This is a genomic window from Lentzea aerocolonigenes (genome assembly GCF_000955955.1).
Taxonomy (GTDB): Bacteria; Actinomycetota; Actinomycetes; order Mycobacteriales; family Pseudonocardiaceae; genus Lentzea; species Lentzea aerocolonigenes_A.
Map to the genome: position 1 here is coordinate 1 of NZ_JYJG01000435.1, position 20,475 is coordinate 20,475.

The 20,475-nt window shown below is 68.7% G+C and carries 24 protein-coding genes; 9 read left to right on the forward strand and 15 right to left on the reverse strand.

Annotation, left to right across the window (positions count from 1 at the left end):
* Nucleotides 1-86: 86 nt before the first annotated feature.
* The 11 genes from htpG to pafA form a co-directional block, all read right to left on the reverse strand.
* Complete coding sequence (gene htpG, locus UK23_RS42380) at nt 87-1,925, reverse strand: molecular chaperone HtpG (protein WP_045317473.1); 1,839 nt, start codon at nt 1,923-1,925, stop codon at nt 87-89.
* Between the two features lie 45 nt (nt 1,926-1,970).
* The gene (locus UK23_RS42385) at nt 1,971-2,831 is read right to left on the reverse strand and encodes a diacylglycerol kinase family protein (protein ID WP_082115426.1); all 861 of its coding nucleotides are present in this window, start codon (nt 2,829-2,831) and stop codon (nt 1,971-1,973) included.
* Nucleotides 2,828-3,742 (reverse strand): twin-arginine translocase subunit TatC, encoded by a 915-nt coding sequence (gene tatC, locus UK23_RS42390; RefSeq protein WP_082115428.1) that lies wholly within the window; start codon nt 3,740-3,742, stop codon nt 2,828-2,830. Before tatC ends, UK23_RS42385 begins: the two co-directional genes overlap by 4 nt.
* 112 nt (nt 3,743-3,854) lie before the next feature.
* A complete protein-coding gene (gene tatA, locus UK23_RS42395; RefSeq protein ID WP_045317475.1) occupies nt 3,855-4,145 on the reverse strand; it encodes a Sec-independent protein translocase subunit TatA in 291 nt (96 codons plus the stop codon).
* Nucleotides 4,138-4,410, reverse strand: a complete 273-nt coding sequence (locus UK23_RS53280; RefSeq protein WP_231114929.1) for a bacteriophage holin — start codon at nt 4,408-4,410, stop codon at nt 4,138-4,140. The genes tatA and UK23_RS53280 overlap by 8 nt, the downstream gene beginning before the upstream one ends.
* A 9-nt stretch (nt 4,411-4,419) precedes the next feature.
* Nucleotides 4,420-5,400: a helix-turn-helix transcriptional regulator gene (locus tag UK23_RS42405; protein ID WP_045317476.1), complete on the reverse strand. Its 981-nt coding sequence runs from the start codon at nt 5,398-5,400 to the stop codon at nt 4,420-4,422.
* The gene (locus UK23_RS42410; protein WP_045317477.1) at nt 5,397-6,362 is read right to left on the reverse strand and encodes a helix-turn-helix transcriptional regulator; all 966 of its coding nucleotides are present in this window, start codon (nt 6,360-6,362) and stop codon (nt 5,397-5,399) included. The genes UK23_RS42405 and UK23_RS42410 overlap by 4 nt, the downstream gene beginning before the upstream one ends.
* Before the next feature lie 60 nt (nt 6,363-6,422).
* A complete protein-coding gene (locus UK23_RS42415) occupies nt 6,423-7,277 on the reverse strand; it encodes an alpha/beta hydrolase (RefSeq protein ID WP_330770610.1) in 855 nt (284 codons plus the stop codon).
* Complete coding sequence (locus UK23_RS42420) at nt 7,274-7,930, reverse strand: uridine kinase family protein (RefSeq protein ID WP_063778170.1); 657 nt, start codon at nt 7,928-7,930, stop codon at nt 7,274-7,276. Before UK23_RS42420 ends, UK23_RS42415 begins: the two co-directional genes overlap by 4 nt.
* Nucleotides 7,930-8,934 carry an oxidoreductase gene (locus UK23_RS42425; RefSeq protein WP_045317478.1) on the reverse strand — a complete coding sequence of 335 codons (1,005 nt, stop codon included), beginning with the start codon at nt 8,932-8,934 and terminating at the stop codon, nt 7,930-7,932. Before UK23_RS42425 ends, UK23_RS42420 begins: the two co-directional genes overlap by 1 nt.
* A 20-nt stretch (nt 8,935-8,954) precedes the next feature.
* On the reverse strand, nt 8,955-10,313 hold the full coding sequence (gene pafA, locus UK23_RS42430; protein WP_045317479.1) for a Pup--protein ligase: 1,359 nt from the start codon (nt 10,311-10,313) through the stop codon (nt 8,955-8,957).
* Nucleotides 10,314-10,429: 116 nt separating this feature from the next.
* On the opposite strand from pafA, the gene UK23_RS42435 reads away from it, so the two are divergent.
* The 5 genes from UK23_RS42435 to UK23_RS42455 all read left to right on the forward strand — a co-directional run bounded on the left by UK23_RS42435 (nt 10,430) and on the right by UK23_RS42455 (nt 16,129).
* Nucleotides 10,430-11,794: a bifunctional phosphatase PAP2/diacylglycerol kinase family protein gene (locus UK23_RS42435; RefSeq protein WP_045317492.1), complete on the forward strand. Its 1,365-nt coding sequence runs from the start codon at nt 10,430-10,432 to the stop codon at nt 11,792-11,794.
* A 105-nt stretch (nt 11,795-11,899) separates the two neighbouring features.
* On the forward strand, nt 11,900-12,655 hold the full coding sequence (locus UK23_RS42440) for an IclR family transcriptional regulator (RefSeq protein ID WP_045317480.1): 756 nt from the start codon (nt 11,900-11,902) through the stop codon (nt 12,653-12,655).
* 21 nt (nt 12,656-12,676) lie between these two features.
* The gene (glpK, locus tag UK23_RS42445; protein ID WP_045317481.1) at nt 12,677-14,176 is read left to right on the forward strand and encodes a glycerol kinase GlpK; all 1,500 of its coding nucleotides are present in this window, start codon (nt 12,677-12,679) and stop codon (nt 14,174-14,176) included.
* Entirely contained in the window at nt 14,169-15,692 is a 1,524-nt protein-coding gene (locus UK23_RS42450) for a glycerol-3-phosphate dehydrogenase/oxidase (protein ID WP_045317482.1), read from the forward strand. The genes glpK and UK23_RS42450 overlap by 8 nt, the downstream gene beginning before the upstream one ends.
* Entirely contained in the window at nt 15,692-16,129 is a 438-nt protein-coding gene (locus tag UK23_RS42455; protein ID WP_045317483.1) for an NUDIX hydrolase, read from the forward strand. The genes UK23_RS42450 and UK23_RS42455 overlap by 1 nt, the downstream gene beginning before the upstream one ends.
* On the opposite strand, the gene UK23_RS42460 is transcribed toward UK23_RS42455, so the two are convergent.
* Together UK23_RS42460 and UK23_RS42465 are read right to left on the reverse strand one after the other, a co-directional pair.
* Nucleotides 16,126-16,959, reverse strand: coding sequence for a phosphotransferase (locus tag UK23_RS42460; RefSeq protein WP_231114931.1), 834 nt, complete (start codon nt 16,957-16,959; stop codon nt 16,126-16,128). The genes UK23_RS42455 and UK23_RS42460 overlap by 4 nt on opposite strands.
* On the reverse strand, nt 16,956-17,375 hold the full coding sequence (locus UK23_RS42465) for a MarR family winged helix-turn-helix transcriptional regulator (RefSeq protein WP_045317484.1): 420 nt from the start codon (nt 17,373-17,375) through the stop codon (nt 16,956-16,958). The genes UK23_RS42460 and UK23_RS42465 overlap by 4 nt, the downstream gene beginning before the upstream one ends.
* A 78-nt stretch (nt 17,376-17,453) precedes the next feature.
* Between UK23_RS42465 and UK23_RS42470 the strand changes: the two genes are divergently transcribed.
* Nucleotides 17,454-18,062 carry a maleylpyruvate isomerase family mycothiol-dependent enzyme gene (locus UK23_RS42470; RefSeq protein WP_045317485.1) on the forward strand — a complete coding sequence of 203 codons (609 nt, stop codon included), beginning with the start codon at nt 17,454-17,456 and terminating at the stop codon, nt 18,060-18,062.
* Here UK23_RS42470 and UK23_RS42475 read toward each other — a convergent pair.
* Both UK23_RS42475 and UK23_RS54720 read right to left on the reverse strand, forming a co-directional pair.
* Nucleotides 18,059-18,643 (reverse strand): GNAT family N-acetyltransferase, encoded by a 585-nt coding sequence (locus UK23_RS42475; protein WP_196778130.1) that lies wholly within the window; start codon nt 18,641-18,643, stop codon nt 18,059-18,061. The genes UK23_RS42470 and UK23_RS42475 overlap by 4 nt on opposite strands.
* On the reverse strand, nt 18,640-18,768 hold the full coding sequence (locus tag UK23_RS54720; RefSeq protein WP_269112338.1) for a hypothetical protein: 129 nt from the start codon (nt 18,766-18,768) through the stop codon (nt 18,640-18,642). Before UK23_RS54720 ends, UK23_RS42475 begins: the two co-directional genes overlap by 4 nt.
* A gap of 39 nt (nt 18,769-18,807) precedes the next feature.
* Here UK23_RS54720 and UK23_RS42480 point away from each other — a divergent pair, with 39 nt between their 5' ends.
* From UK23_RS42480 to UK23_RS42490, 3 genes are read left to right on the forward strand one after another with little or no spacing between them, the layout of a single operon-like run.
* Nucleotides 18,808-19,353, forward strand: coding sequence for a PadR family transcriptional regulator (locus tag UK23_RS42480; RefSeq protein ID WP_045317486.1), 546 nt, complete (start codon nt 18,808-18,810; stop codon nt 19,351-19,353).
* Nucleotides 19,350-19,733 (forward strand): hypothetical protein, encoded by a 384-nt coding sequence (locus UK23_RS53285; protein WP_045317487.1) that lies wholly within the window; start codon nt 19,350-19,352, stop codon nt 19,731-19,733. The genes UK23_RS42480 and UK23_RS53285 overlap by 4 nt, the downstream gene beginning before the upstream one ends.
* A 10-nt stretch (nt 19,734-19,743) precedes the next feature.
* Nucleotides 19,744-20,376 (forward strand): alpha/beta fold hydrolase, encoded by a 633-nt coding sequence (locus UK23_RS42490; protein WP_045317495.1) that lies wholly within the window; start codon nt 19,744-19,746, stop codon nt 20,374-20,376.
* Nucleotides 20,377-20,475: the final 99 nt, after the last annotated feature.

Genomic DNA, 20,475 nt, shown 5'->3' on the forward strand with positions numbered 1-20,475 from the left:
AAGTCAAGCCCCAATCGCAATCGTCGCGAAGCGGCGATGAAATGACCCGTCCCGGTAACTACCCGGAACGGGCCACCCCAAAAGAATCAGAACGTCCGCTGCACCCGATCAGCCACCAGCTTCACGAACCGCGACGGGTCAGCCAGCTCCCCGCCCTCGGCGAGCAACGCCATCCCGTAGATCAGCTCAGCAGTGTCCGCGAGCGACTCCCGTTCACCACCCGCGAACGCCTTGTGCAGTCCCTCCACGAGCGGGTGCGACGGGTTGAGCTCCAGGATCCGCTTGATCTTCGGCAGCTCCTGCCCCATCGCCTTGTACATCTTCTCCAACGTGGGAGTGATGTCGTGGTCGTCCCCGACCACACAGGCGGGCGAGGTCGTCAGCCGAGTGGACAGCCGAACCTCCTTGACGTCCTCCGCCAGAGCAGAGCCCATCCACGTCAGCAGATCCGCGAACTCCGAAGCCTTCTCCGCAGCGGCGGACTTCTCCTCCTCCGTCTCCAGATCCACCTGCCCCTTGGCGACGGACTGGAACAGCTTCTCCTCGTAGGACGGAACCGCGTCGACCCACATCTCGTCGATCGGATCCGTGAGGATGAGGACCTCGTACCCCTTGGCGCGCAACGCCTCCATGTGCGGCGAGTGCTCGACGGCGGTCCGCGAGTCGCCGGTCATGTAGTAGATGTGCTCCTGGCCTTCCTTCATGCGCGAGATGTAGGAAGCCAGCGTCGTCAGCTCGGTCTCGGAATGAGTCGACGCGAACGAGCAGATGTCCAGGATCGCCGTGCGGTTGTCGACGTCGGAGAGCAGCCCCTCCTTCAGCGCCGCGCCCACCTCGCCCCACAGCTTCGCGTAGTCGTCCGGGCGCGACGACTGCAAGGACTTGATCGACGACAGGACCTTCTTCACCAGGCGGCGGCGCATCAGCTGGATCTGGCGGTCCTGCTGCAGGATCTCGCGCGACACGTTCAGCGACAGGTCCGCCGCGTCCACCACGCCCTTGACGAAGCGCAGGTACTCGGGCATCAGTTCGGCGCAGTCGTCCATGATGAAGACGCGCTTCACGTAGAGCTGCACGCCGCGCCTGCTGTCCCGCATGAACAGGTCCAGCGGCGCTTGGGCGGGCAGGAACAGCAGCGCCTGGTACTCGAACGCGCCCTCCGCCTGCATGCGGATGGTCTCGAGCGGCGCGTTCCAGTCGTGGCTGATGTGCCGGTAGAACTCGGCGTACTCCTCCTCCGAGACCTCCGAGGCCGGGCGCGCCCACAGCGCCTTGCGTGAGTTGATGTCCTCGCCGCCCAGGCGCACCGGCCAGGTGATGAAGTCCGAGTAGCGCTTGACGATCTCGCGGATCTTCGCCGGCTCGGTGTAGTCCGGCAGCTTGTCCTCGTCATCGGACGGCTTGAGGTGCAACGTGACCGAGGTGCCCTGCGGCGCGTCCTCGACGTCCTCGATCGTGTAGGTGCTCTCGCCGGTCGACTCCCAGCGAACGCCACCGGCGTGCGGGTGCCTGGTCACCAGGGTGACCTTGTCCGCCACCATGAACGACGAGTAGAAGCCGATGCCGAACTGACCGATCAGGTCAGAAGATGACTGCTGCTGTTCCTTGAGCTGCTTGAGGAACTCCGCGGTGCCGGACTTGGCGATCGTGCCGATGAGCCGCACGACGTCCTCGCGCGTCATGCCGATGCCGTTGTCCCGCACGGTCAGCGTACGGGCGGCCGGGTCGGACTCGATCACGATGTGCAGGTCGTCGACGTCGACGTCCATGTCCTTGTCGCGGAACGACTCCAGCCGCAGCTTGTCCAGCGCGTCCGAGGCGTTCGAGACCAGCTCGCGAAGGAACGTGTCCTTGTTCGAGTAGATCGAGTGGATCATCAGCTGCAGCAGCTGACGCGCCTCGGACTGAAACTCCAGCGTCTCCATTGCTTCCCCACCGAAATCAAAAACGAGACCGAACAGCCCTATAACTTAGCGACCCACGACTGTGAGAGCGCCTGGGACCGTGCGAACTGAGACGGGCAGTGCTTCTTGGCGTTCGCCGTCGGCGTACGCGATCCAGCCGTTGCCACCGGACAGAGACACCTCACGCGCGCGGAACGTGCGCACGGACGGATGCGACGTGTGTGCCCCGGTGCGCAGTGTCGGCAGCATCCGGACCAGCATCGACCGGCTGGCGTGCTCCACGACCGTCACGTCGAACAGGCCGTCGGACGCGTCCGCGGTGGGGCAGACGGGGATCCCGCCGCCGTAGTTCGGCGTGTTGCCGACGGCCACCAGCGTCGCGTCCAGCGAGAACGTGTCCATCTCGGTCGTGATCAAGACAGGTGCGGACCGCAGCGAGGCCAGCTCGGCCAGGATCGCGAGGTCGTAGCGGCGCGGACCGGCGGGCCAGCGCATCGCGTTCGCCCGCTCGTTCACGGCCGAGTCGAACCCGGCGCACAACACGGTCGCGAACCACTGCCCCGTCGACAACCGGCCCAGGTCGAGCTTCTTGCGCGTCCCGAACACCACGTCGTCGACCGAGGCGGACCCGATCGCGGCCGCCAGGTCGTTACCGGTCCCGGCAGGCACGATCCCCAGCGCCGTGGACGTCCCGGCGCACGCCTGGATGCCCAGATGAGCGGCACCGTCGCCACCGAGGACGACCAGCAGGTCCACGCCGTCGGCGACAGCCTCACGGGCCATCTCCAGCGTGCCGGCGGCGTCGTGCGCCACCAGCTGCGTCAGCGACGAGACGTGCGGGCGCAACGCGGCGGCGGTCGACCCGGCCATGCGGGCCGCCCGCCCCTTGCCCGACGCAGGGCAGACCAGCAAGGCTGCCCGCGTCACGTGGCGTCGTCGTAGTTCACGCGCTTCGCGGGTTCCGAAGCGTTCTCCTGGGCCTTCTCACCGGGATCGTTGCCCTCGTCGTCGGACGGCGTGTAGTTGAACGGCGCCGCCTCGTCGTCGTCGAGCGAGTCCCAGCCCTCGTCCACGCGCTGCTTGGCCTTGCGCTTGTCGTGGATGCGCGCGAGCTGGATCGCCATCTCGAACAGCAGCGACAACGCGAGCGCCAGCGCGACCATCGAGATCGGGTCGGTGCCCGGCGTCGCGATCGCGGCGAACACGAACAGGCCCATCAGCAGGCCGCGCCGCCACTTCGCCAGCAGCTCGTAGCTCACCACGCCCGCGCGGTTCAGCATCACGACGACCAGGGGCAGTTCGAAGCTCACGCCGAAGATGAACAGCATCGTGATGATGAACGAGACGTACTTCCCACCGGTCAGCGCCGTGATGAACTGGTCACCACCGAAGCTGATCAGCACCTGCAGGCCCTGCGGCACGACCCAGTAGGCCAGCACCGCGCCGGCCGCGAACAGGATCGCGGCGAAGGACACGAAGGTGCGCGCGAACTTGCGCTCCTTCTGGTACAGGCCGGGCGTGATGAACGCCCAGAACTGGTACAGCCAGAACGGGCTGAGCAGCACCGCGCCCGCCGCCGCACCCACCTGCAGGCGGATCATGAAGCTCTCGAACGGTTCCGTCTGCAGCAGCCGGCAACCCTGCTCACCGGGGAACTGCACGCGGTACGGCGCGAGGTCCGGCTGGCAGTACGGGTCGGTCATGATCTCGCCCAGCGACGGGATCGGTCCCAGCTTCACGGCGAACCAGACCCAGCCGAAGATCGCGCCGATGGTGATGATCAACATCGCCATCGCGAGCCGGTGCCGCAGCTCATACAGATGATCTTTGAGCGACATGGTGCCGTCGGGGTTGCCCCGACGGCGCTTGCCGCGTTCCCGGCGTTCGGCGAACCACCGGAACGGACTTGCCACCTCGCTAACCGTCCTTACAAGTCAGGAGACCGGAAGGTCAGTTGTTGGTGGCCTTGTTCTGCGAAGTCTGCTCGATGGGAGGAGCGACCTGGGGCTGCTGCTGCACCTGCGGCTGAGCCGGCGGGAGCTGCTGGATCGGCTGCTGCACGGGCTGCTGCGCAGCCGGGGCGTCGTCGTCGCTGGAGTCGCGCAGGCCCTTGGTCTCGGCCTTGAAGATCTTCGCCGACTTGCCGAGCGAGCGCGCCATGTCAGGCAGCTTCTTCGCACCGAAGAGCAGAATGATCACCACAGCGATGATGATCAGCTCGGTGGGTCCGAGGTTACCCATTGGTGATCCTCCTGTCTCCCCCGCCACGACGATCGTACGCGGGGTTCGCCCTGGTACGGGCCTGTTCCGGGCGCCGCCGTTCGGCGAAGGCCACCTTCAGCGCGGCTGAGCGCGCCTTCAGCAGTCCGACGCCGTCGCCGACCCTGTCCCCCACCAGAGTGCGGGCGCTGGCGAATCGACGCAAGGATCGGATGACTCGGACTCCGATCGCGACCATCACGATCAGGCCGAGCGCGACCAGCGCCAGAGTCGGTGTGTACGGCACGAGCACACGTTATACGTCTTGGGTGGACAGCAGGTGATCTGCCCGGCGCAACGCTTCCTCCGCCCGCCGCCGCACTTCGCCCGCGAGCTCGACGGGCTGCTCGACGTGCACGTCACCGCCGAGTCCGAGGAGCAGGCGGACCATCCAGGACGAGTCGTCGTAGCGCATGAGGACACGCGTGCGGCCGTCGGAGAGCTCGGCCGCGTGATCGACCGGGTAGTACTCCGCGACCCAGTGCGCGTCCGGTTCGAGCAGAAGGACCGCGATCTTCTGATCGTCCCGCGGCTGGAACAACCCCTCCGATGTATCCGTGAGCCGGGCGTGCGGCGGAGGTGACGACGGTTCGTCGAGCACCTGCACCTCGTCGATCCGGTCGAGCCTGAACAACCGCACACCCAGCGCGGAACGGCACCAGCCCTCGAGGTAGCCGCGGCCTTCGACGAGCAGCAGACGCATCGGGTCGACGATCCGATCGCTCATCGCGTCGTGCGACTGAGAGTAGTAACGGATGCGCACGGCCCGTTCGCGCTTCACGGCGTCCTGCACGGCCGCGCGGATCTCCGCGGTCTCCTCGCGCTCGAACGCGCCGAGCCCCACGACCATGCCCGCGGGCTGCGCTTTGCCGACTGCCGACTCGATCTTGGCCAGCGCGCGCTGCACCGCGTCCGTGTCGACCACGCCCGGCGTGTCCGAGAGCGCCCGCAGCGCCACGAGCAGCGACGACGCCTCGGCCGCGGTGAGCCGCAACGGCCGGTTCATGCCCGCGTCGAACGAGACCGTGATCGTCTCGCCCTCGAAGGACAGGTCGATCAGGTCGCCCGGCCCGTAGCCCGGCAGGCCGCACATCCACAGCAGCTCGAGGTCCTTGCGCAGCTGCTTCGGGGTGATCCCGAAGTCGGCGGCGGCCTCCTTGACCGTGATCGCGGGCCGGTTGAGCAGGTACGGCACGAGTGCGAGCAGCCGCGGCAGCCGTTCGTTCGACGCGGTCACCGCGCTCCTTCCAGTGCACCCTGCAGGCGGTCGCGCACGGACTTCTGCAGCACTTCCGGCTCCAGCACCACGACGTCGGGCCCGAACCCGGCCAGCCACTTGGCCGCCGAGTCGGGGAACTTCAGGTCGATCTCCACGACGTCGCCGCCGTCGCGTTCCTCGATGATCTTGGCGTGCCGGCGCAGGCCCTGAGCACGGCCCTTGACGACCCAGATCTTCGCGGGCGCCGTGTGGTGCGGATCGACCTCCGTGCGCGCGATGAGGCTCATCAGGTCGACACCCTCGGGCACCTTGAACGCGCCGGGCTTGCCCACGGTCCGGACGGTGCCGACGATCCTGGAGAGCCGGAAGCAGCGGGTGTCGTCGCGCTCGCGGTCCCAGCCGACCAGGTACCACTTGCCGCGCCAGGCCACGACGCCCCACGGTTCGACCGTTCGTTCCTTCTGGCCGCCGGGCGGTGGTTTCCGGTAGTCGAACGCGACGGTCTGCCCTGCCTGAACCGCCTGCAACAGCGGCGGGAACGCGGGTTCGTTGGCCCGGACCTTGGGCTCGACGGCGGCCGGCGCGTCCTGGTCGACGTCCACCCCGGCGGCCCTGAGCTTGATCAACGCGCCGTGCACCGCACCCGTGAGCTGCGGCGAGTCCCACAGCCTCGCGGCCAGTGCCACTGCCGCGGCCTCGTCGGGTTCGAGGTCGATGTCGCCGAGCTCGTAGTCGCGCCGCGCGATCCGGTACCCGTCCTCCGCGCCCTCGGCGTTGGACTGCCTGCCTGTCTCCAGCGGCACGCCGAGGTCGCGCAGCTCGGACTTGTCCCGTTCGAACATGCGGAAGAACGCCTCGTCCGTCGGAGCTTCGTGATAGCCCGGGACGATGGCGCGGATGCGCTCCGCTGTCAGGTACTGGCGGGTCGACAGCAGGCACAGCACCAGGTTGACAAGGCGTTCGGCGCGTGCGATGGCCACGCGCTAACCCTAACCTCGTGCGCGCCGAAACCCTGACATCACCTGTTGTGAACGGTCCGTTCAGACCAGCGTGCGCAACTCTCGCACCAGCTCCACGGGCGCTTCCTCGGCCATGTGGTGTCCACTGTCGATGGACCGTATCTGCACGTCATCGGCCCACTCGGCCCACACGGCGTCAAGGTTTTCGTAGAGGTCACCGAGGTCGTCCTTGGCCGACCACAACGCCAGCACGGGACATGCGATCTTCCTGCCGTTCGCCCTGTCCTCGTCGTCGTGCTGGCGGTCGATCTCCAGCCCGGCCCGGTAGTCCCCGCACATCGCGAGCACGGTTTCCGGGTCGTGGATGGCCTTCTGGAAGTCCGCCCAGTTCTCCACGCCCATCGCGAGCGGTGTGTCGTGGTAGCGCCCGCCGTAGAAGAGATCGGGATCCGCGTTGATCATCGCGGCGGCGAGGTCCTGCTGGGCCAGGAAGAACCAGTGGTACCAGGCCTGCGCGAACCTCGCGTCGCACCTGGCGAGATGAGCCCCGATCGGCAGCCCGTCCAGCACGGCCAGCTTCGTGACGCGCGCAGGGTGATCCAACGCGAGCCGTATTGCCGCGGCGGCTCCACGGTCGTGTCCGACGACCGCGAACTCCTCATGCCCAAGAGCGCTCATGAGGCGCACGAAATCGCGCGCCATAGCTCGTTTCGAGTAATCACCGGGCTTGCTGGACTCGCCGTAGCCGCGCAGGTCCGGACATACGACCGTGTGGTCCGTGGCGAGCAACGGCGCGACACGGTGCCACGTCGTGTGGGTTCGAGGGTGGCCGTGCAGGAGGAGGATCGGTGGCCCTGCCCCACCGACCCTCACTCGCAGCACGGCCTCGCCGACATCGATGCGGCGCAACGAGAATCCCTCGAACACCTTCGTCATCTACCCCGCGGGAGCGACGAGGAAACGGCCGGGGCGACGACGATCTCGGAGTGTGGATCGTGCGGGAGCTCCGTCGTGCCGGCCACGACGAAGGTCGCCCTGCGCCACGGCTGCTCCCGGAGCAGGAACGGCAGCTCCTCCGCGAGCCACGCGGCGACGTGCCGTCGCTGGGCCTCGGAGTCGCCGTCGCGCGCCACCAACCGGCGTTCCTGCTCGTCCAGATCGCCCTGCACCCAGATCGACGCGTCGATCCACGGCGCGAGCTCGTCCCGGATGATCCCGGTGCCCTCGATCCACACGACGTCGAGCCCGGCGGCCACGCGGATCGCGCCGGGCCGGTCGTGCTCGGCCCACGCCGGCGGCCGGAACTCCACCGCCTCGCCGCGGTGGAGCGGCTTGATGACGTGCTCGGCCATCAAGCCGCCCCAGTCGAAGTACGCGTGGTGCCAGGCGACGTCGTCGGTGTGCACGACCGCCGACTTCGGAACGGCCGTGCGCAACCGTTCAGCGAGCGTCGACTTCCCCGCGCCGCCGCGCCCGTCGATCGCGACGAGGAGGGGACGGCCGGCGGGCCCGCGCAGCCGTCGTACGACCTCGGACAGCTTCTCGACCCGCCAGCCGGTGGCCTCGGGCTCACCTGGATGCAGACGCATCAGGTACGGCCGACCCGTCCCTTCTCACCGGACGCCCAACAGGTGAACCCGACGCAGTCCACGGTGTCGAAGCTGCCGGTGTCCGCGACCTTCCAGCTCTTGCCGTCCTTGCTGACGTCCGTGCCCGACGGCCCGACCGCCACCAGCCCGTTGCCGCGGTAGGCGATGCCCGACCGGTAGCCCACCGGAGCGTTCTTGCCGGCCACCCAGCCACGTCCGTCGTTCATCGCGAACGCCGGCGTCGGGTCGGTCGGCTTCTTGTAGTCGCCCCCGATCGCCACACCCCGCCACGGCGTCTTGAACGCCACCGCGAACACCCCGGCCGCCTCACCGCTCGGCAACGGCGTGTCCGACGCACGCCACGACCTGCCGCCGTCCCGCGACTCCAGCACCCGTGCCTTCGCGCCGCCGCCGGTCGCGATCCACGCGTGGTTGCCTGAAGTCGTCACGCACTGGCCGGACGCCGCGAACGCGAACTCGCCCGGCAACGCATCAGGCATGCCCTTGGTGTCGTTGAGGTGCCACGTGCGGCCGCCGTCCCAGGTCCTGACGACACGGAACTTGCCGTCCACCGGGTCGCTGAGCGCCAGCCCGCGGAACCGGTCGAAGAACGCCACGCAGTCGTAGAAGGCGTTCGTGTCAGGGTTGCGGAACGACTCCTGCCAGGTCTTGCCGCCGTCCGAGGTGCGGTAGATCCGCGACGACTCACCGGGCCCGATCGACAAGGTCACGGCGTTGCGCGCGTCGAACGCCTCGATGTCGCGGAACTCCAGCGCCTCCGTGCCGGGCGGGCCGACGGACTCCCAGGTCCGGCCGCCGTTGACCGTGCGCAGGACGGTGCCTTTTGAGCCGCTGACCCACGCGACCTGACCGGACACGGCGGACAACCCGCGGAACTGCGCGTCCGTGCCGGTCGGTTTTAGGTCCCAGTAGGAGTCCGAGGCCGAGGCGACCCCGGCGGGTAGAACCAGAAAAGCAGCGAGTGCCGCCGCAATGATCCTCATGCGACGGCACTCTGCCAGCTCTACAGAGAGGAGATAAGCCTCTCGACGCGCTCGTCCACTGCCCGGAACGGGTCCTTGCACAGCACCGTGCGCTGCGCCTGGTCGTTCAGCTTCAGGTGCACCCAGTCGACCGTGAAGTCACGCCCGGCGGCCTGCGCGGCGGCGATGAAGTCACCGCGCAGCTTGGCCCGCGTGGTCTGCGGCGGGGTGTCCTTGGCGGCCTCGATCTCGCCGTCGTCGGTCACCCGCTCGACCTGGCCCTTGCGCTGCAGCAGGTCGAACACGCCCCGGCCGCGGCGGATGTCGTGGTAGGCGAGGTCGAGCTGGGCGATGCGCGGGTTGGACAGGTCCATGTTGTGCTTGGCCATGTACCGCTCCATCAGGCGGTTCTTGATGGCCCAGTCGATCTCGCGGTCGATCTTCGACAGGTCCTGCGACTCGACGGCGTCCAGCGTGCGGCCCCACAGTTCGAGGACGCGCTGCGCCATCGGGTCCGGCGAGCGCTTCGCGACGTGTTCGGTGGCCTTCTCGAAGTACTCGCGCTGGATGTCGAGCGCGGAGGCTTCCTTGCCGCCCGCCAGCCGGACCGTGCGGCGGCCGGTCAGGTCGTGCGAGATCTCGCGGATCGCGCGGATCGGGTTGTCCAGCGAGAAGTCCCGGAACTGGACGCCCTGCTCGATCATCTCCAGCACCAGGTTCGCGCTGCCCACCTTGAGCAGCGTCGTCACCTCGGACATGTTCGAGTCGCCGACGATGACGTGCAGGCGCCGGTAGCGCTCGGCGTCCGCGTGCGGCTCGTCGCGGGTGTTGATGATCGGGCGGGAACGGGTCGTCGCGGACGACACGCCCTCCCAGATGTGCTCGGCGCGCTGCGAGAGGCAGTACACGGCGCCGCGTGGGGTCTGCAGGACCTTGCCCGCGCCGCAGATCAGCTGGCGCGTGACCAGGAACGGCAGCAGCACGTCGGCGATCCTGGAGAACTCACCGGCCCTCGCGACCAGGTAGTTCTCGTGGCAGCCGTACGAGTTGCCCGCGGAGTCCGTGTTGTTCTTGAACAGGAAGATGTCGCCGCCGATGCCCTCGTCCGCCAGCCTGCGCTCGGCGTCGACGAGCAGGTCCTCGAGGATCCGCTCACCGGCCTTGTCGTGGGTGACGAGCTGGGCCAGGTCGTCGCACTCGGCCGTGGCGTACTCCGGGTGCGAGCCGACGTCCAGGTAGAGCCGGGAACCGTTGCGCAGGAACACGTTGGACGAACGTCCCCAGGAGACGACCCGGCGGAACAAGTACCGCGCGACCTCGTCCGGGGACAGACGACGCTGCCCGTGGAAGGTGCAGGTCACCCCGAATTCTGTCTCAATGCCGAAGATCCGCCGCTGCATCCCTCAACAGTAGGCGACTTCCGGCCGCGCGAGGGTGATCCGTTCGGGCGGCACGCCGGTTGCGGTTTAGTGTCGGTAGCGTGTGGAAACGGGTCAGCGCTCTCGACAAGAAGCTCATGAGCTCCTCCGCCGGACTGCCTCCGAGCAGGCTCGACAGGGGTTTGAAGAGGCTTTCCAAGACCGCTAACCACAGTCTGTTGTGGTTCGTGATCGCGGCAATTCTGGCAACCGGCAAGGGGCCGTTCCGGCGTGGTGCGCTGCGGGGTCTCGCGGCCATCGCCGGGGCCTCTGCCAGCGCGAACCTGGTCGGGAAGTCACTTTTCCCGAGACGCAGGCCCGCCGCGGATCTGCTCGCGGTGCCGCGCCGGTTGTCGAAGCGGCCGACCTCCTCGTCGTTTCCGTCCGGTCACTCCGCGTCAGCCGCCGCTTTCGCCACGGCGGTGGCCATGGAATCACCCAAAGCAGGGGCGGTTGTCGCTCCGATCGCGGCTGCCGTGGCTTATTCACGCGTGCACACAGGCGTTCATTGGCCGTCTGACGTTGCCGCCGGTGCCGCCGTGGGTGTGGGTGCCGCGCTGCTGACTCGCCGGTGGTGGCCGCTCGGCAGGAACGAGCCCGCGTCCGCCTACGAGCACGCCGACCTGACCTCGCTGCAGGAGGGCGACGGGCTGGTCGTGGTGGTGAACCCGAACTCGGGGATCGGCCCGGATCCGACGCCGCAGATCGCCGAGGAGTGGCCGAAGGCGCGGATCATCTCGATCGAGGAGCTGTCCGACGTGCCCGACGCGAAGGCGCTGGGTGTGGCGGGTGGCGACGGGACCGTCGCCGCGGTGGCCTCGCTCGCGGCCGAGCGCGACCTGCCGATGGTGCTCATCCCCTCCGGCACGTTGAACCACTTCGCGCGCGACGTCGGCATCGAGGGGCTGCACGACACGGCTCGGGCGGTCGCCGACGGTGTGGGCGTGCGGGTCGATCTGGCCCAGGTCAACGGGCAGTGGTTCGTGAACACGGCGTCTTTGGGCGGCTATCCGGACATGGTGCGGATCCGCGAGAAGCTGGAGAAGCGCTGGGGCAAGTGGCCGGCCGCGGCGATGGCGCTGTTCCGCGTGCTGCAGCGCGCGAAGCCGTTGAAGATGACGATCGACGGCGAGAAGCACCTCGTGTGGCTGCTGTTCGTGGGCAACGGCCCGTACCGGCCGAAAGGGTTCGCGCCGACGATGCGGCCGCGGCTGGACGACGGGCTGCTCGACGTGCGGTACGTGCGCGCGGACCGGCAGTTCTCGCGAACCAGGTTCTTCATCGGCGCACTGCTCGGGGCGTTGGAGCACTCGCGCATGTACAAGCACTTCGAGGTGGCGTCGCTGGACGTCGAGGTGCACGGCGCGCCGATCTCGATCGCGACCGACGGCGAAGTCCGCGAGAGGGCCAACCACTTCAAGTTCCGGTCGCGAGCAGCGGCCCTGGGCATCTACCGCCCCTAGCTTGTCGGGACGCGGGGCCCTTTCGTGCGCTCCTGGCAAACGAAAGCGCCCCGCGTGCCAACAAGTGTTCGACATTGTCGAACATGCGCAGCTAGAGTGGGGTGCGTGCCCGGACCCATTCAGTCCATTCAGCGCGCGGCGGAGGTTCTCAAGCTGCTCGCGCACGGCGGCGCGCACCAGCTGAGCGTCGGCGAGATCGCGCGCGCTTTGGACCTGGCGAAACCGACAGTGCACGGCATTCTGCGGACGTTGCAGGAGGTCGGGTTCGTCGAGCAACCCGTCGAGGGCGGCAAATACCGGCTGGGTGCCGCCCTGTTCCAGATCGGCACGTCGTACCTCGACGGCAACGAGCTGCGCGCCAAGGCGTTGAACTGGTCGGACTCACTGGCCGTGCGGGCGCGCGAGGCCGTGCGGGTCGGCGTGCTGCACGGCAAGCACGTGCTGGTCGTGCACCACGTGTTCCGCCCGGACAACAGCCGGCAGACGCTGGACACCGGCGCACTGCTGCCGTGGCACGCGACCGCGCTCGGCAAGGTGCTGGTGGCGTTCGGCGAGTGGCCGGACGGCGAGTTGCGGCGGTTCACCCGGCACACGCTCGACGAAGCGGGACTGCGCGCGGCCCTGGACGAGACCCTGGTTCGAGATTGGGCCTACGACCTGCACGAACTCGTCGAGGGCGAGGCTTCGATCGCAGCCCCGATCCGCGACGGACGGGGAGCGGTCGTGGGCGCGGTCGGCATCTCGGGGCCGGTCGAGCGGCTGTGCGAGTCACCCGATCAGCCGCCTCGTCTCGAACTCGTGTCCTACGTACGTGAGGCAGCTCGCAGTGTCTCGAGGGAGCTGGGCGGCCTCTCCTGGTAGTAATGTGGCAAGCGTTCGACAATGTCGAATGACTGGCACAGAGGAGTGCAGGTGGCCTACATCGCGGCGATCGACCAGGGCACGACGTCGTCCCGGTGCATCGTGTTCGACCAGTCAGGCGGGATCGTCTCGGTCGCCCAGCGCGAGCACCGGCAGATCTTCCCGAAGCCTGGCTGGGTGGAGCACGACGCGTCCGAGATCTGGACGAACGTGCAGTCCGTCGTTCGTGACGCACTGGCCCACGCTTCTCTCTCGTTCGCCGACATCGCCGCGTTCGGCATCACGAACCAGCGCGAGACCACGGTCGTGTGGGACAAGACGACCGGCGAGCCCGTGCACAACGCGATCGTCTGGCAGGACACGCGCACGGATGCGTTGATCAAGCAACTCGGCGACCAGGACCGCTTCCGCGAGCGCTCGGGACTGCCGCTCGCCACCTACTTCTCCGGGCCGAAGCTGCGGTGGCTGCTGGACAACGTCTCCGGGCTGCGTGAGCGCGCCGAACGCGGCGAGGTCCTGTTCGGCACCATGGACACCTGGCTGATCTGGAACCTGACCGGACGCCACGTCACCGACGTCACCAACGCGTCGCGCACCATGCTGATGAACCTGGAGACCCTCGACTGGGACCCCGAGCTGGTGTCCGCACTGGACGTTCCACTCGCGATGCTGCCCGAAATCCGTTCCTCCTCCGAGGTCTACGGCACCTACGAGGGCGTGCCCGTCGCGTCGGCTCTCGGTGACCAGCAGGCGGCTTTGTTCGGGCAGACGTGCTTCGAGCCCGGCGAGGGCAAGTGCACGTACGGCACTGGTGCGTTCCTGCTGATCAACACCGGCTCCACGCCCGTGCAGTCGCAGAACGGGCTGCTGACCACCGTCGGCTACAAGATCGGCGACGAACCCGCCGCGTACGCGCTGGAAGGCGCGGTCGCGGTGACGGGCGCGCTGGTGCAGTGGTTCCGGGACAAGGTCGGGCTGATCTCGTCGGCCGCGGAGATCGAGACCCTCGCACGGACCGTGGACGACAACGGCGGCGCGTACTTCGTTCCGGCGTTCTCCGGATTGTTCGCGCCGCACTGGCGTTCCGACGCACGTGGCGTGATCGCTGGCCTGACGGGCTACATCTCGCGCGGGCACCTCGCACGGGCCGTGCTGGAGGCATCGGCGTGGCAGACCCGTGAGGTCGTCGACGCGATGAACGCCGACAGCGGTGTGGACCTCACGACGTTGCGCGTGGACGGCGGCATGACCGCCAACAACCTGCTCATGCAGTTCCTGTCGGACGTGCTGGACGTGCCGGTGGTCCGCCCGATCGTGGCCGAGACGACGTGCCTCGGCGCGGCGTACGCGGCCGGTCTCGCGGTGGGCTACTGGAGCAGCACGGACGAGCTGAAAGCCAACTGGCACAAGGCGGCCGAGTGGGAGCCGTCGATGGAACCGGCGGCGCGAGCCCGCGGCTACCGGAAGTGGAAGAAGGCGGTCGAGCGGACCGTCGGGTGGATGGACGAGGACGATGACTGACTTTTCCGCACAACGCTCCAGGGCTCGCGAAGAGCTTCAGCACGGCAAGTTCGACGTCGTCGTGATCGGCGGCGGCATCCTGGGCATCGCGACCACGTGGGCCGCGGCGCGTTCCGGTCTGCGTGTGGCGTTGGTGGAGAGCGGTGACTTCGCGGGCGCCACGTCGTCCGCGTCGTCGAAGCTGGTCCACGGCGGCCTGCGCTACCTGGCGATGGGCCCGTCGGCCGTGCCGATGGTGCACGAGAACCACAAGGAACGGCGCGCGCTCGGCGACCGCCTGGCCCCGCACCTGGTGCGCCCCTTGCCGTTCCTCGTTCCTGTCTACAAAGGAGGCCCGCACTCGCGCTTCGTGCTCGGGGCGGGCGTGACGCTGTACTCCGCGCTGTCGGGCTTCGGCGACGGCATGGGGAAGGTGCTGTCGGCGCGCAGGGCTGTTGAATGGGTGCCTGACCTGCGCGCCGACGGTCTGCGCGGTGCCGCGATGTACTACGACCACCAGATGAACGACAGCCGCGTGGCGATCACCGCCGCCCGCGCCGCCGCCGAAGCCGGTGCCGTGCTGCTCAACCACATCTCGGTCGTGGGCCTGCGCAAGACCGGTTCCAAGGTCACGGGTGTCGATCTTCGCGACGAGCTCGGCGAGTTCGGCGTCGACGCCTCAGTCGTGGTCAACGCGACCGGCCCGTGGCTCGATGTGCTGCGGCGCATGGAAGATCCGTCCGCCGACCCGTCGATCCGCCTGTCGAAGGGCTCGCACCTCGTCATGCGGACGTCGTCGGAGTGGAAGGCCGCGCTGACGATCCCGGTCGACGACGTGCGCGTCTCGTTCGCGATCCCGTGGGAGGGCCACCTCCTGCTGGGCACCACCGACGAGGCCTACGAGGGCGACCCGGCTGCCGTCTCGTGCACCGACGCCGACGTGGACCAGATCATGTCCGAGGCGGGCGTGGCCGTCAGCGGCCTGGACCGTGCCAACCTCGCCTACACCTTCGCGGGCCTGCGCGTCCTGCCCGGCGGCCCCGGCGACACCTCGCACGCCAAGCGCGAGACCGTCATCACCGCGGGCTCCGGTGGCATGATCAGCGTGGCCGGCGGCAAGTGGACGACGTTCCGCAAGATCGGCGCCACCGTCCTGGCCCGGGTGAACTCCGAGCTCGGCCGCACCTTCGACGGCCCGCTGGACGGCGTGGCCCTGCCCGGCTCGGCCTCCCCCGACACCATCGGCTCGGTGCTCCACCACGCCTGGGACGCGCTGCCCGACGACGTGGTCCGCCACCTCGCCACCCACTACGGCACCACCTCCCACGAGGTCGTCGCCCTGGGCCTGGAGAACCCTGCCCTGCTGGAGCGCGTCCACCCGGACGGCCCGGACATCTGGGCCCAGGTCGAACACGCCCGCCGCACCGAGTGGGCCTCCGAGGTCGACGACGTCCTGCGCCGCCGCACCACCGTGATGGTCCGCGGCCTGGACTCGCCCGAGGTCCGCGCCCGCGTCTCGGAACTGCTCGCCTCCTGATGGCCGACCGCCACCTCATCGACGTGCACGTGCTGCTCGTCCGCGGCGACCGGGTCCTGCTCACCCGGCGCCGCGACACGAACCCGTTGTTCGACGGTCGCTGGCACCTGCCGTCGGGCAAGCTCGACGCGGGCGAGTCGGTGCTCGCGGCAGCCGCGCGGGAGGCTCTCGAAGAGGTCGGCGTCGTCATCGCGCTTCAGGACCTGCGACACGTGCACACGTTGCACGCCAACGGTTCCGGCGTCGAACCACGGCTCGGCCTGTTCTTCGAGGTTCTCCGCTGGGCCGGCGAGCCCGTCAACCGCGAACCCGACAAGTGCTCGGCCGTGCGGTGGTTCCCGCTCAACGCACTTCCCGATGACCTGATCGAGTATCCGGCCGCCGGTCTAACCGCCTACGCCTCCGGGCACACGTTCGGACTGCTCGGCTGGAGCTAGCAGACCATCCCGAGTCCCATCAGGTACTCGGCCAGGTCAGGTTCCGAGTGGAACGCGCTGCGCAACGCCAGCGACCCGTCACACCCGAGCGCGACCTGCTCACGTGACACCGCGCGGCCTTCCAGCCGAAGCCCCTCCAGATAGGCGTCGATGATCTCCTCCCGCACCGGTGGGAGATCATCGACGGCCATCCGCCCCGCCTGCGCCAGCCCCACGAGCAGCTGCCCCAGATCAGCCCCGACCGGGAACGGGCACTGCCACCCGACGTCGATCACCACGAACGACTCCGGATCCTCCTCCGGTACCAACAGGTTCTGCGGACACGCGTCGCCGTGCCCGATCGCTTGAGGCAAGGCTTCCAGCCGCTCCAGCAGTGCCGGCACGCGCCCGGCGAGCGGTGGACAGTCCGGCCGCAGGAACGCCTCCCTGACCAGCCTTCCCTCGTACAGCAACCGCATCGCGCGGCCCGGCGCGCCGCCGAACCGCCGCCCGGCCCACCGGCCGAGCCCGAGCGCCGCCCGCCGGAACCGCGCCAGATCCCACGGAACGTCAGCGCACCGCACGTCCTCCAGCCAGAGCCCGATCCGGTCGCCCAGATCGTCCACGCGCAGCACTTCCGGCCGGCGCATCCCAGGCGGCAACTCGAAGGCGCACAGCAGGAACTCCGCCTCGTCCCGCCACGGGAACTCTCCGACCAGCTCCGCGAGCGAGCCGGGGAACACCGGCCGCCGCAACACCTTCACGAACACGGACGAGCCACCGGACACCACCCGGTAGAGCGCGGCCGTCGTCACCGCGACCGGCCGGAACGCCACCGCGTCGACCCTCACCGGTACGGATCGGTGATCTCGCCGAGCTTCTCCAGGGCCTCGCGCAGCTGGGCCATGCGGCGCTTGCCGATGTGCTGTTCCCATTCCGCCTCGATCCTCGCGATCTCCGCCTCGGCGACGGGCGTGGCTCCCTTCGCCTTCTCGGTGACCCGCACCAGCCTCGCCCGCCCGTCGGTGGGGTCGGGCACCCGTTCCACGTAGCCGAGCTTCTCCAGCTGGTCGACCAGGAACCCGGCCGTCTGCTTGGTCACCTGGGCGGCCTCGGCGAGTTCCGTCAGGCGGGTGCCGTCCGGGCCGATGCGCTGCAGCACACGGGCCTGGGCGAGGGTCACGTCGAAGCCCGCGCCGGTGACCGCGGCCATGATCCGGTTCTCCAGGTCCCGGTACGGGATGTAGAGCAGCAGCCCGATGTTCACCCGCGCACTCCCCTTGTTTTAGTCAGCCTCTCTGATTAAAGTAGTCAGCCTCTCGAACTAAATCAAGGGGAGAACGCCATGGACGACACCACGATCTGGCAGACGATCGACGCCGAACGCACGGCAACGGCGGACCTGCTCGCGAACCTCACCGACGTGGAGTGGACCTATCCGTCGCTGTGCGAGGGCTGGACCGTGCGCGAGGTCGCCGCCCACCTGTCGCTCGCGCACCGGATGGGCGTCCGCGACGCGATCCGCGAGTACGTGAAGGCCCGCGGGAGCTTCAACCGCATGGTCGACCAGACCGCACGCGCCGAGGCGCGCAGACCGACCGAAGAGCTCGTCGCGGAACTGCGCGGTGCCGTCGGCGTCCACAAGCTCGCGCCCGGCCAGAGCCTCAAGAACGCCCTGATGGACATCATGGTGCACACGCAGGACATGGCCCTGCCGCTCGGCATCGAACGCCACATGCCGATCGAGGCCGCCGTCGTGTCCGCGGACGACCTGTGGCGGATCGGCTTCCCGTTCCACGCCCGCAAAAGACTGGCCGGCTACCGGCTCGTCGCAACCGACGCCGACTGGTCGGCAGGCGAAGGCACCGAGGTCAGCGGCCCGATCGAAGCGCTCCTCATGCTGCTGGCCGGCCGCACGGCCACGATCCCGCGGCTCACCGGCATCAGCGTCTAGAGCGAGCGCACCATCCGCCGGCACACGTAGACGCGCTCGAACCGTTGGCGCATCTCGGCTTCCCGTTCGATCCGCGCGTGCAGGAACGCCCCGGCGGCCACCAGCCCGTGCTTCGCGATGATCGCCGTGTCGGCTTCGTCGGGCGACGCGTGCACGTGCAGATATCGCGAGACCTCCTCGAACCCGTTGCGCGCGTACCACTCCAGGGCGGCCTTGTCCTCGCGAGCCCAGGCGCCGAGAGTCGTGACACCGCACCGGTCCAGCCGCCGCAGCGCCTCCTCCAGCAACGCCGTGGCGATCCCCCGCCCCTGATGGCCGGGATGCACCACCACGGTGTCGATCGTCGCCTCCGCGCCGGTCACCGACACGTCCAGCACTCCGACCACGTCGTCGTCCAGCGCGACCAGCTCCAGATCGGTGCGGCGCTTAGCCTGCCAGACGTCGTCGTAGTAGTTCGTCGCGAGGAACCCCAGCACCCGGCAGCGCAGCCACGACGGCTCGTCCGCCGGCTCGTAGTCCCTGATCTCCGCGGGCGGCCCGGGCACGACCGCGGCCCGGCCCGTTGCGCCGAGCAAGTTCACTTCCCCAGTTCGACCCCTGGCGGCGTCGACCACGTCATCCCCCAGCTCAGCTCCAGCCGGACGTCTCCGGCACCGTCCAGGGTTCCGCATGTCAGGCCTGCCCGCACCCAGGTTTCGTCAGTCACCGTTGCCAGGAACATACTCGGTATGCATACTCAGTACGCATGTCGGTCAAACATGGTCTGCTCGCGCTGCTGGAGCGTGGGCCCATGTACGGCTACCAGCTGCGAGTGGCGTTCGACTCGGCCACCGGCGGCACGTGGCCGTTGAACATCGGGCAGGTCTACACGACGTTGTCGCGCCTGGAGCGCGACGATCTGGTCGCCGCACTGCCTGAGAAAGAGGGCCAGCGCCCCTACGAGATCACCGCCCAGGGCCGCACCGAGCTCAAGAAGTGGTTCGCGTCCCCGGTGAAGCGCGGCGACAGGCCCCGCGACGAGGTGGCGATCAAACTCGCGCTCGCCATCACCACACCGGGCGTCGACGTCGCCGAGGTAGTGATGACCCAGCGCACCGCCACGATGCGCACGCTGCAGGAGTACACGCGCCTCAAGACCCAGCCGGGCGACCTGCCGTGGCTGCTCGTCCTGGACGCGATGATCTTCCAGGCGGAGGCCGAACTGCGCTGGCTAGACCACTGCGAGGCCAGCCTCGTGCACTACGAACCCCGCCCCGTCCCCGCCACGGCAGAGGTCGAGGTGCCGAGATGACCGTCCTCGAGCTACGCGACGTCCACCGCGTCCACGGCACCGGCGAGACAGTCCTGCGCCTGCCGCGGTCCAAAGTGGACGCCGGAGCCGCCGCAGTCCTCGTCACCCACGACGCCCGCCACGCCGCCTGGGCCGACCGCGTGATCTTCCTGCGCGACGGCGTGCTCGTCGACGTCTCCCAGCGCGACCAGCCGGAAGAACTGCTGAGCACCCCGGCCCTGAACGTCGGCTACACCAACATCTGGCCCCAACCAGACCTCACCCCACTGACCATCCCCTGGCTCAACATCGCCATCTCACTACTGGCCGTACCAGCCACCACCATGCTGGGCGCGGCCCTCTTCACCCGTTCCCGCCTGCCAATCGAACGCCGCGAATAGTCTCGTGGCCATGACGACCTTCGCGATCGTGCACGGAGCAGGCGACGTCGGCTGGTCCTGGCACCTGGTAGCCGCCGCCCTGGAAGCCAAGGGCCACACCGCAATCGCCCCCGACCTCCCCACCGAGGACGAGACGAAGGACCTGGCGGACTGGGCGTCCACAGTGGTGGCCGCCCTCCCGTCCACCGAGGACGTGATCGTCGTGGGCCACTCCTTCGGCGGCCTGGTCGCTCCTCTGGTAGCGGCCCAAATCAACGCCAAGGCCCTCGTCCACGTCACCGCGATGCTCCCCAAACCAGGCGAAACACCGGGCGACTGGTGGGAGAAGACGGGCTACGAAGACTCGGGCCTGGAAGACCAGTTCTGGCACGACGTCCCACCAGAACTGGCGGCGGAGTCGCAGAAGCGGGAGCGGGCCATGTCCGAGCACGCCATGGGAATCCCGTGGCCCCTGGACGCGATGCCCGACGTGCCAACGCACTTCATCCTGTGTACGAACGACCGCTTCTTCCCACCAGCCTTCATGCGCCGAGTAGTCGCAGACCGCCTCGGCATCGAACCGGTGGAACTGGCCGCAGGCCACTGCGCCCAACTGAGCAAGCCAGAAGAACTGGCAACCCTACTAGCCAGATATGCCAACTAATCGCAATGCCGAAGGCGAGCCGACCCGATGGCGAAGCCGAGGCGTCTTGGCTTTTGCCCTTCGCGTGCGCTCCGGGTGGGGTCCCGTCACGAGTCGTGC

What these genes read in the sequence shown, in the direction of transcription:
- htpG (WP_045317473.1), bottom strand. Translation starts at nt 1,925, where the DNA reads ATGGAGACGCTGGAGTTTCAGTCCGAGGCGCGTCAGCTGCTGCAGCTG.
- tatC (WP_082115428.1), bottom strand. Translation starts at nt 3,742, where the DNA reads ATGTCGCTCAAAGATCATCTGTATGAGCTGCGGCACCGGCTCGCGATG.
- tatA (WP_045317475.1), bottom strand. Translation starts at nt 4,145, where the DNA reads ATGGGTAACCTCGGACCCACCGAGCTGATCATCATCGCTGTGGTGATC.
- UK23_RS42415 (WP_330770610.1), bottom strand. Translation starts at nt 7,277, where the DNA reads ATGACGAAGGTGTTCGAGGGATTCTCGTTGCGCCGCATCGATGTCGGC.
- UK23_RS42420 (WP_063778170.1), bottom strand. Translation starts at nt 7,930, where the DNA reads ATGCGTCTGCATCCAGGTGAGCCCGAGGCCACCGGCTGGCGGGTCGAG.
- UK23_RS42425 (WP_045317478.1), bottom strand. Translation starts at nt 8,934, where the DNA reads ATGAGGATCATTGCGGCGGCACTCGCTGCTTTTCTGGTTCTACCCGCC.
- pafA (WP_045317479.1), bottom strand. Translation starts at nt 10,313, where the DNA reads ATGCAGCGGCGGATCTTCGGCATTGAGACAGAATTCGGGGTGACCTGC.
- UK23_RS42435 (WP_045317492.1), top strand. Translation starts at nt 10,430, where the DNA reads ATGAGCTCCTCCGCCGGACTGCCTCCGAGCAGGCTCGACAGGGGTTTG.
- glpK (WP_045317481.1), top strand. Translation starts at nt 12,677, where the DNA reads ATGTCGAATGACTGGCACAGAGGAGTGCAGGTGGCCTACATCGCGGCG.
- UK23_RS42450 (WP_045317482.1), top strand. Translation starts at nt 14,169, where the DNA reads ATGACTGACTTTTCCGCACAACGCTCCAGGGCTCGCGAAGAGCTTCAG.
- UK23_RS42455 (WP_045317483.1), top strand. Translation starts at nt 15,692, where the DNA reads ATGGCCGACCGCCACCTCATCGACGTGCACGTGCTGCTCGTCCGCGGC.
- UK23_RS42470 (WP_045317485.1), top strand. Translation starts at nt 17,454, where the DNA reads ATGGACGACACCACGATCTGGCAGACGATCGACGCCGAACGCACGGCA.
- UK23_RS42480 (WP_045317486.1), top strand. Translation starts at nt 18,808, where the DNA reads ATGTCGGTCAAACATGGTCTGCTCGCGCTGCTGGAGCGTGGGCCCATG.
- UK23_RS53285 (WP_045317487.1), top strand. Translation starts at nt 19,350, where the DNA reads ATGACCGTCCTCGAGCTACGCGACGTCCACCGCGTCCACGGCACCGGC.
- UK23_RS42490 (WP_045317495.1), top strand. Translation starts at nt 19,744, where the DNA reads ATGACGACCTTCGCGATCGTGCACGGAGCAGGCGACGTCGGCTGGTCC.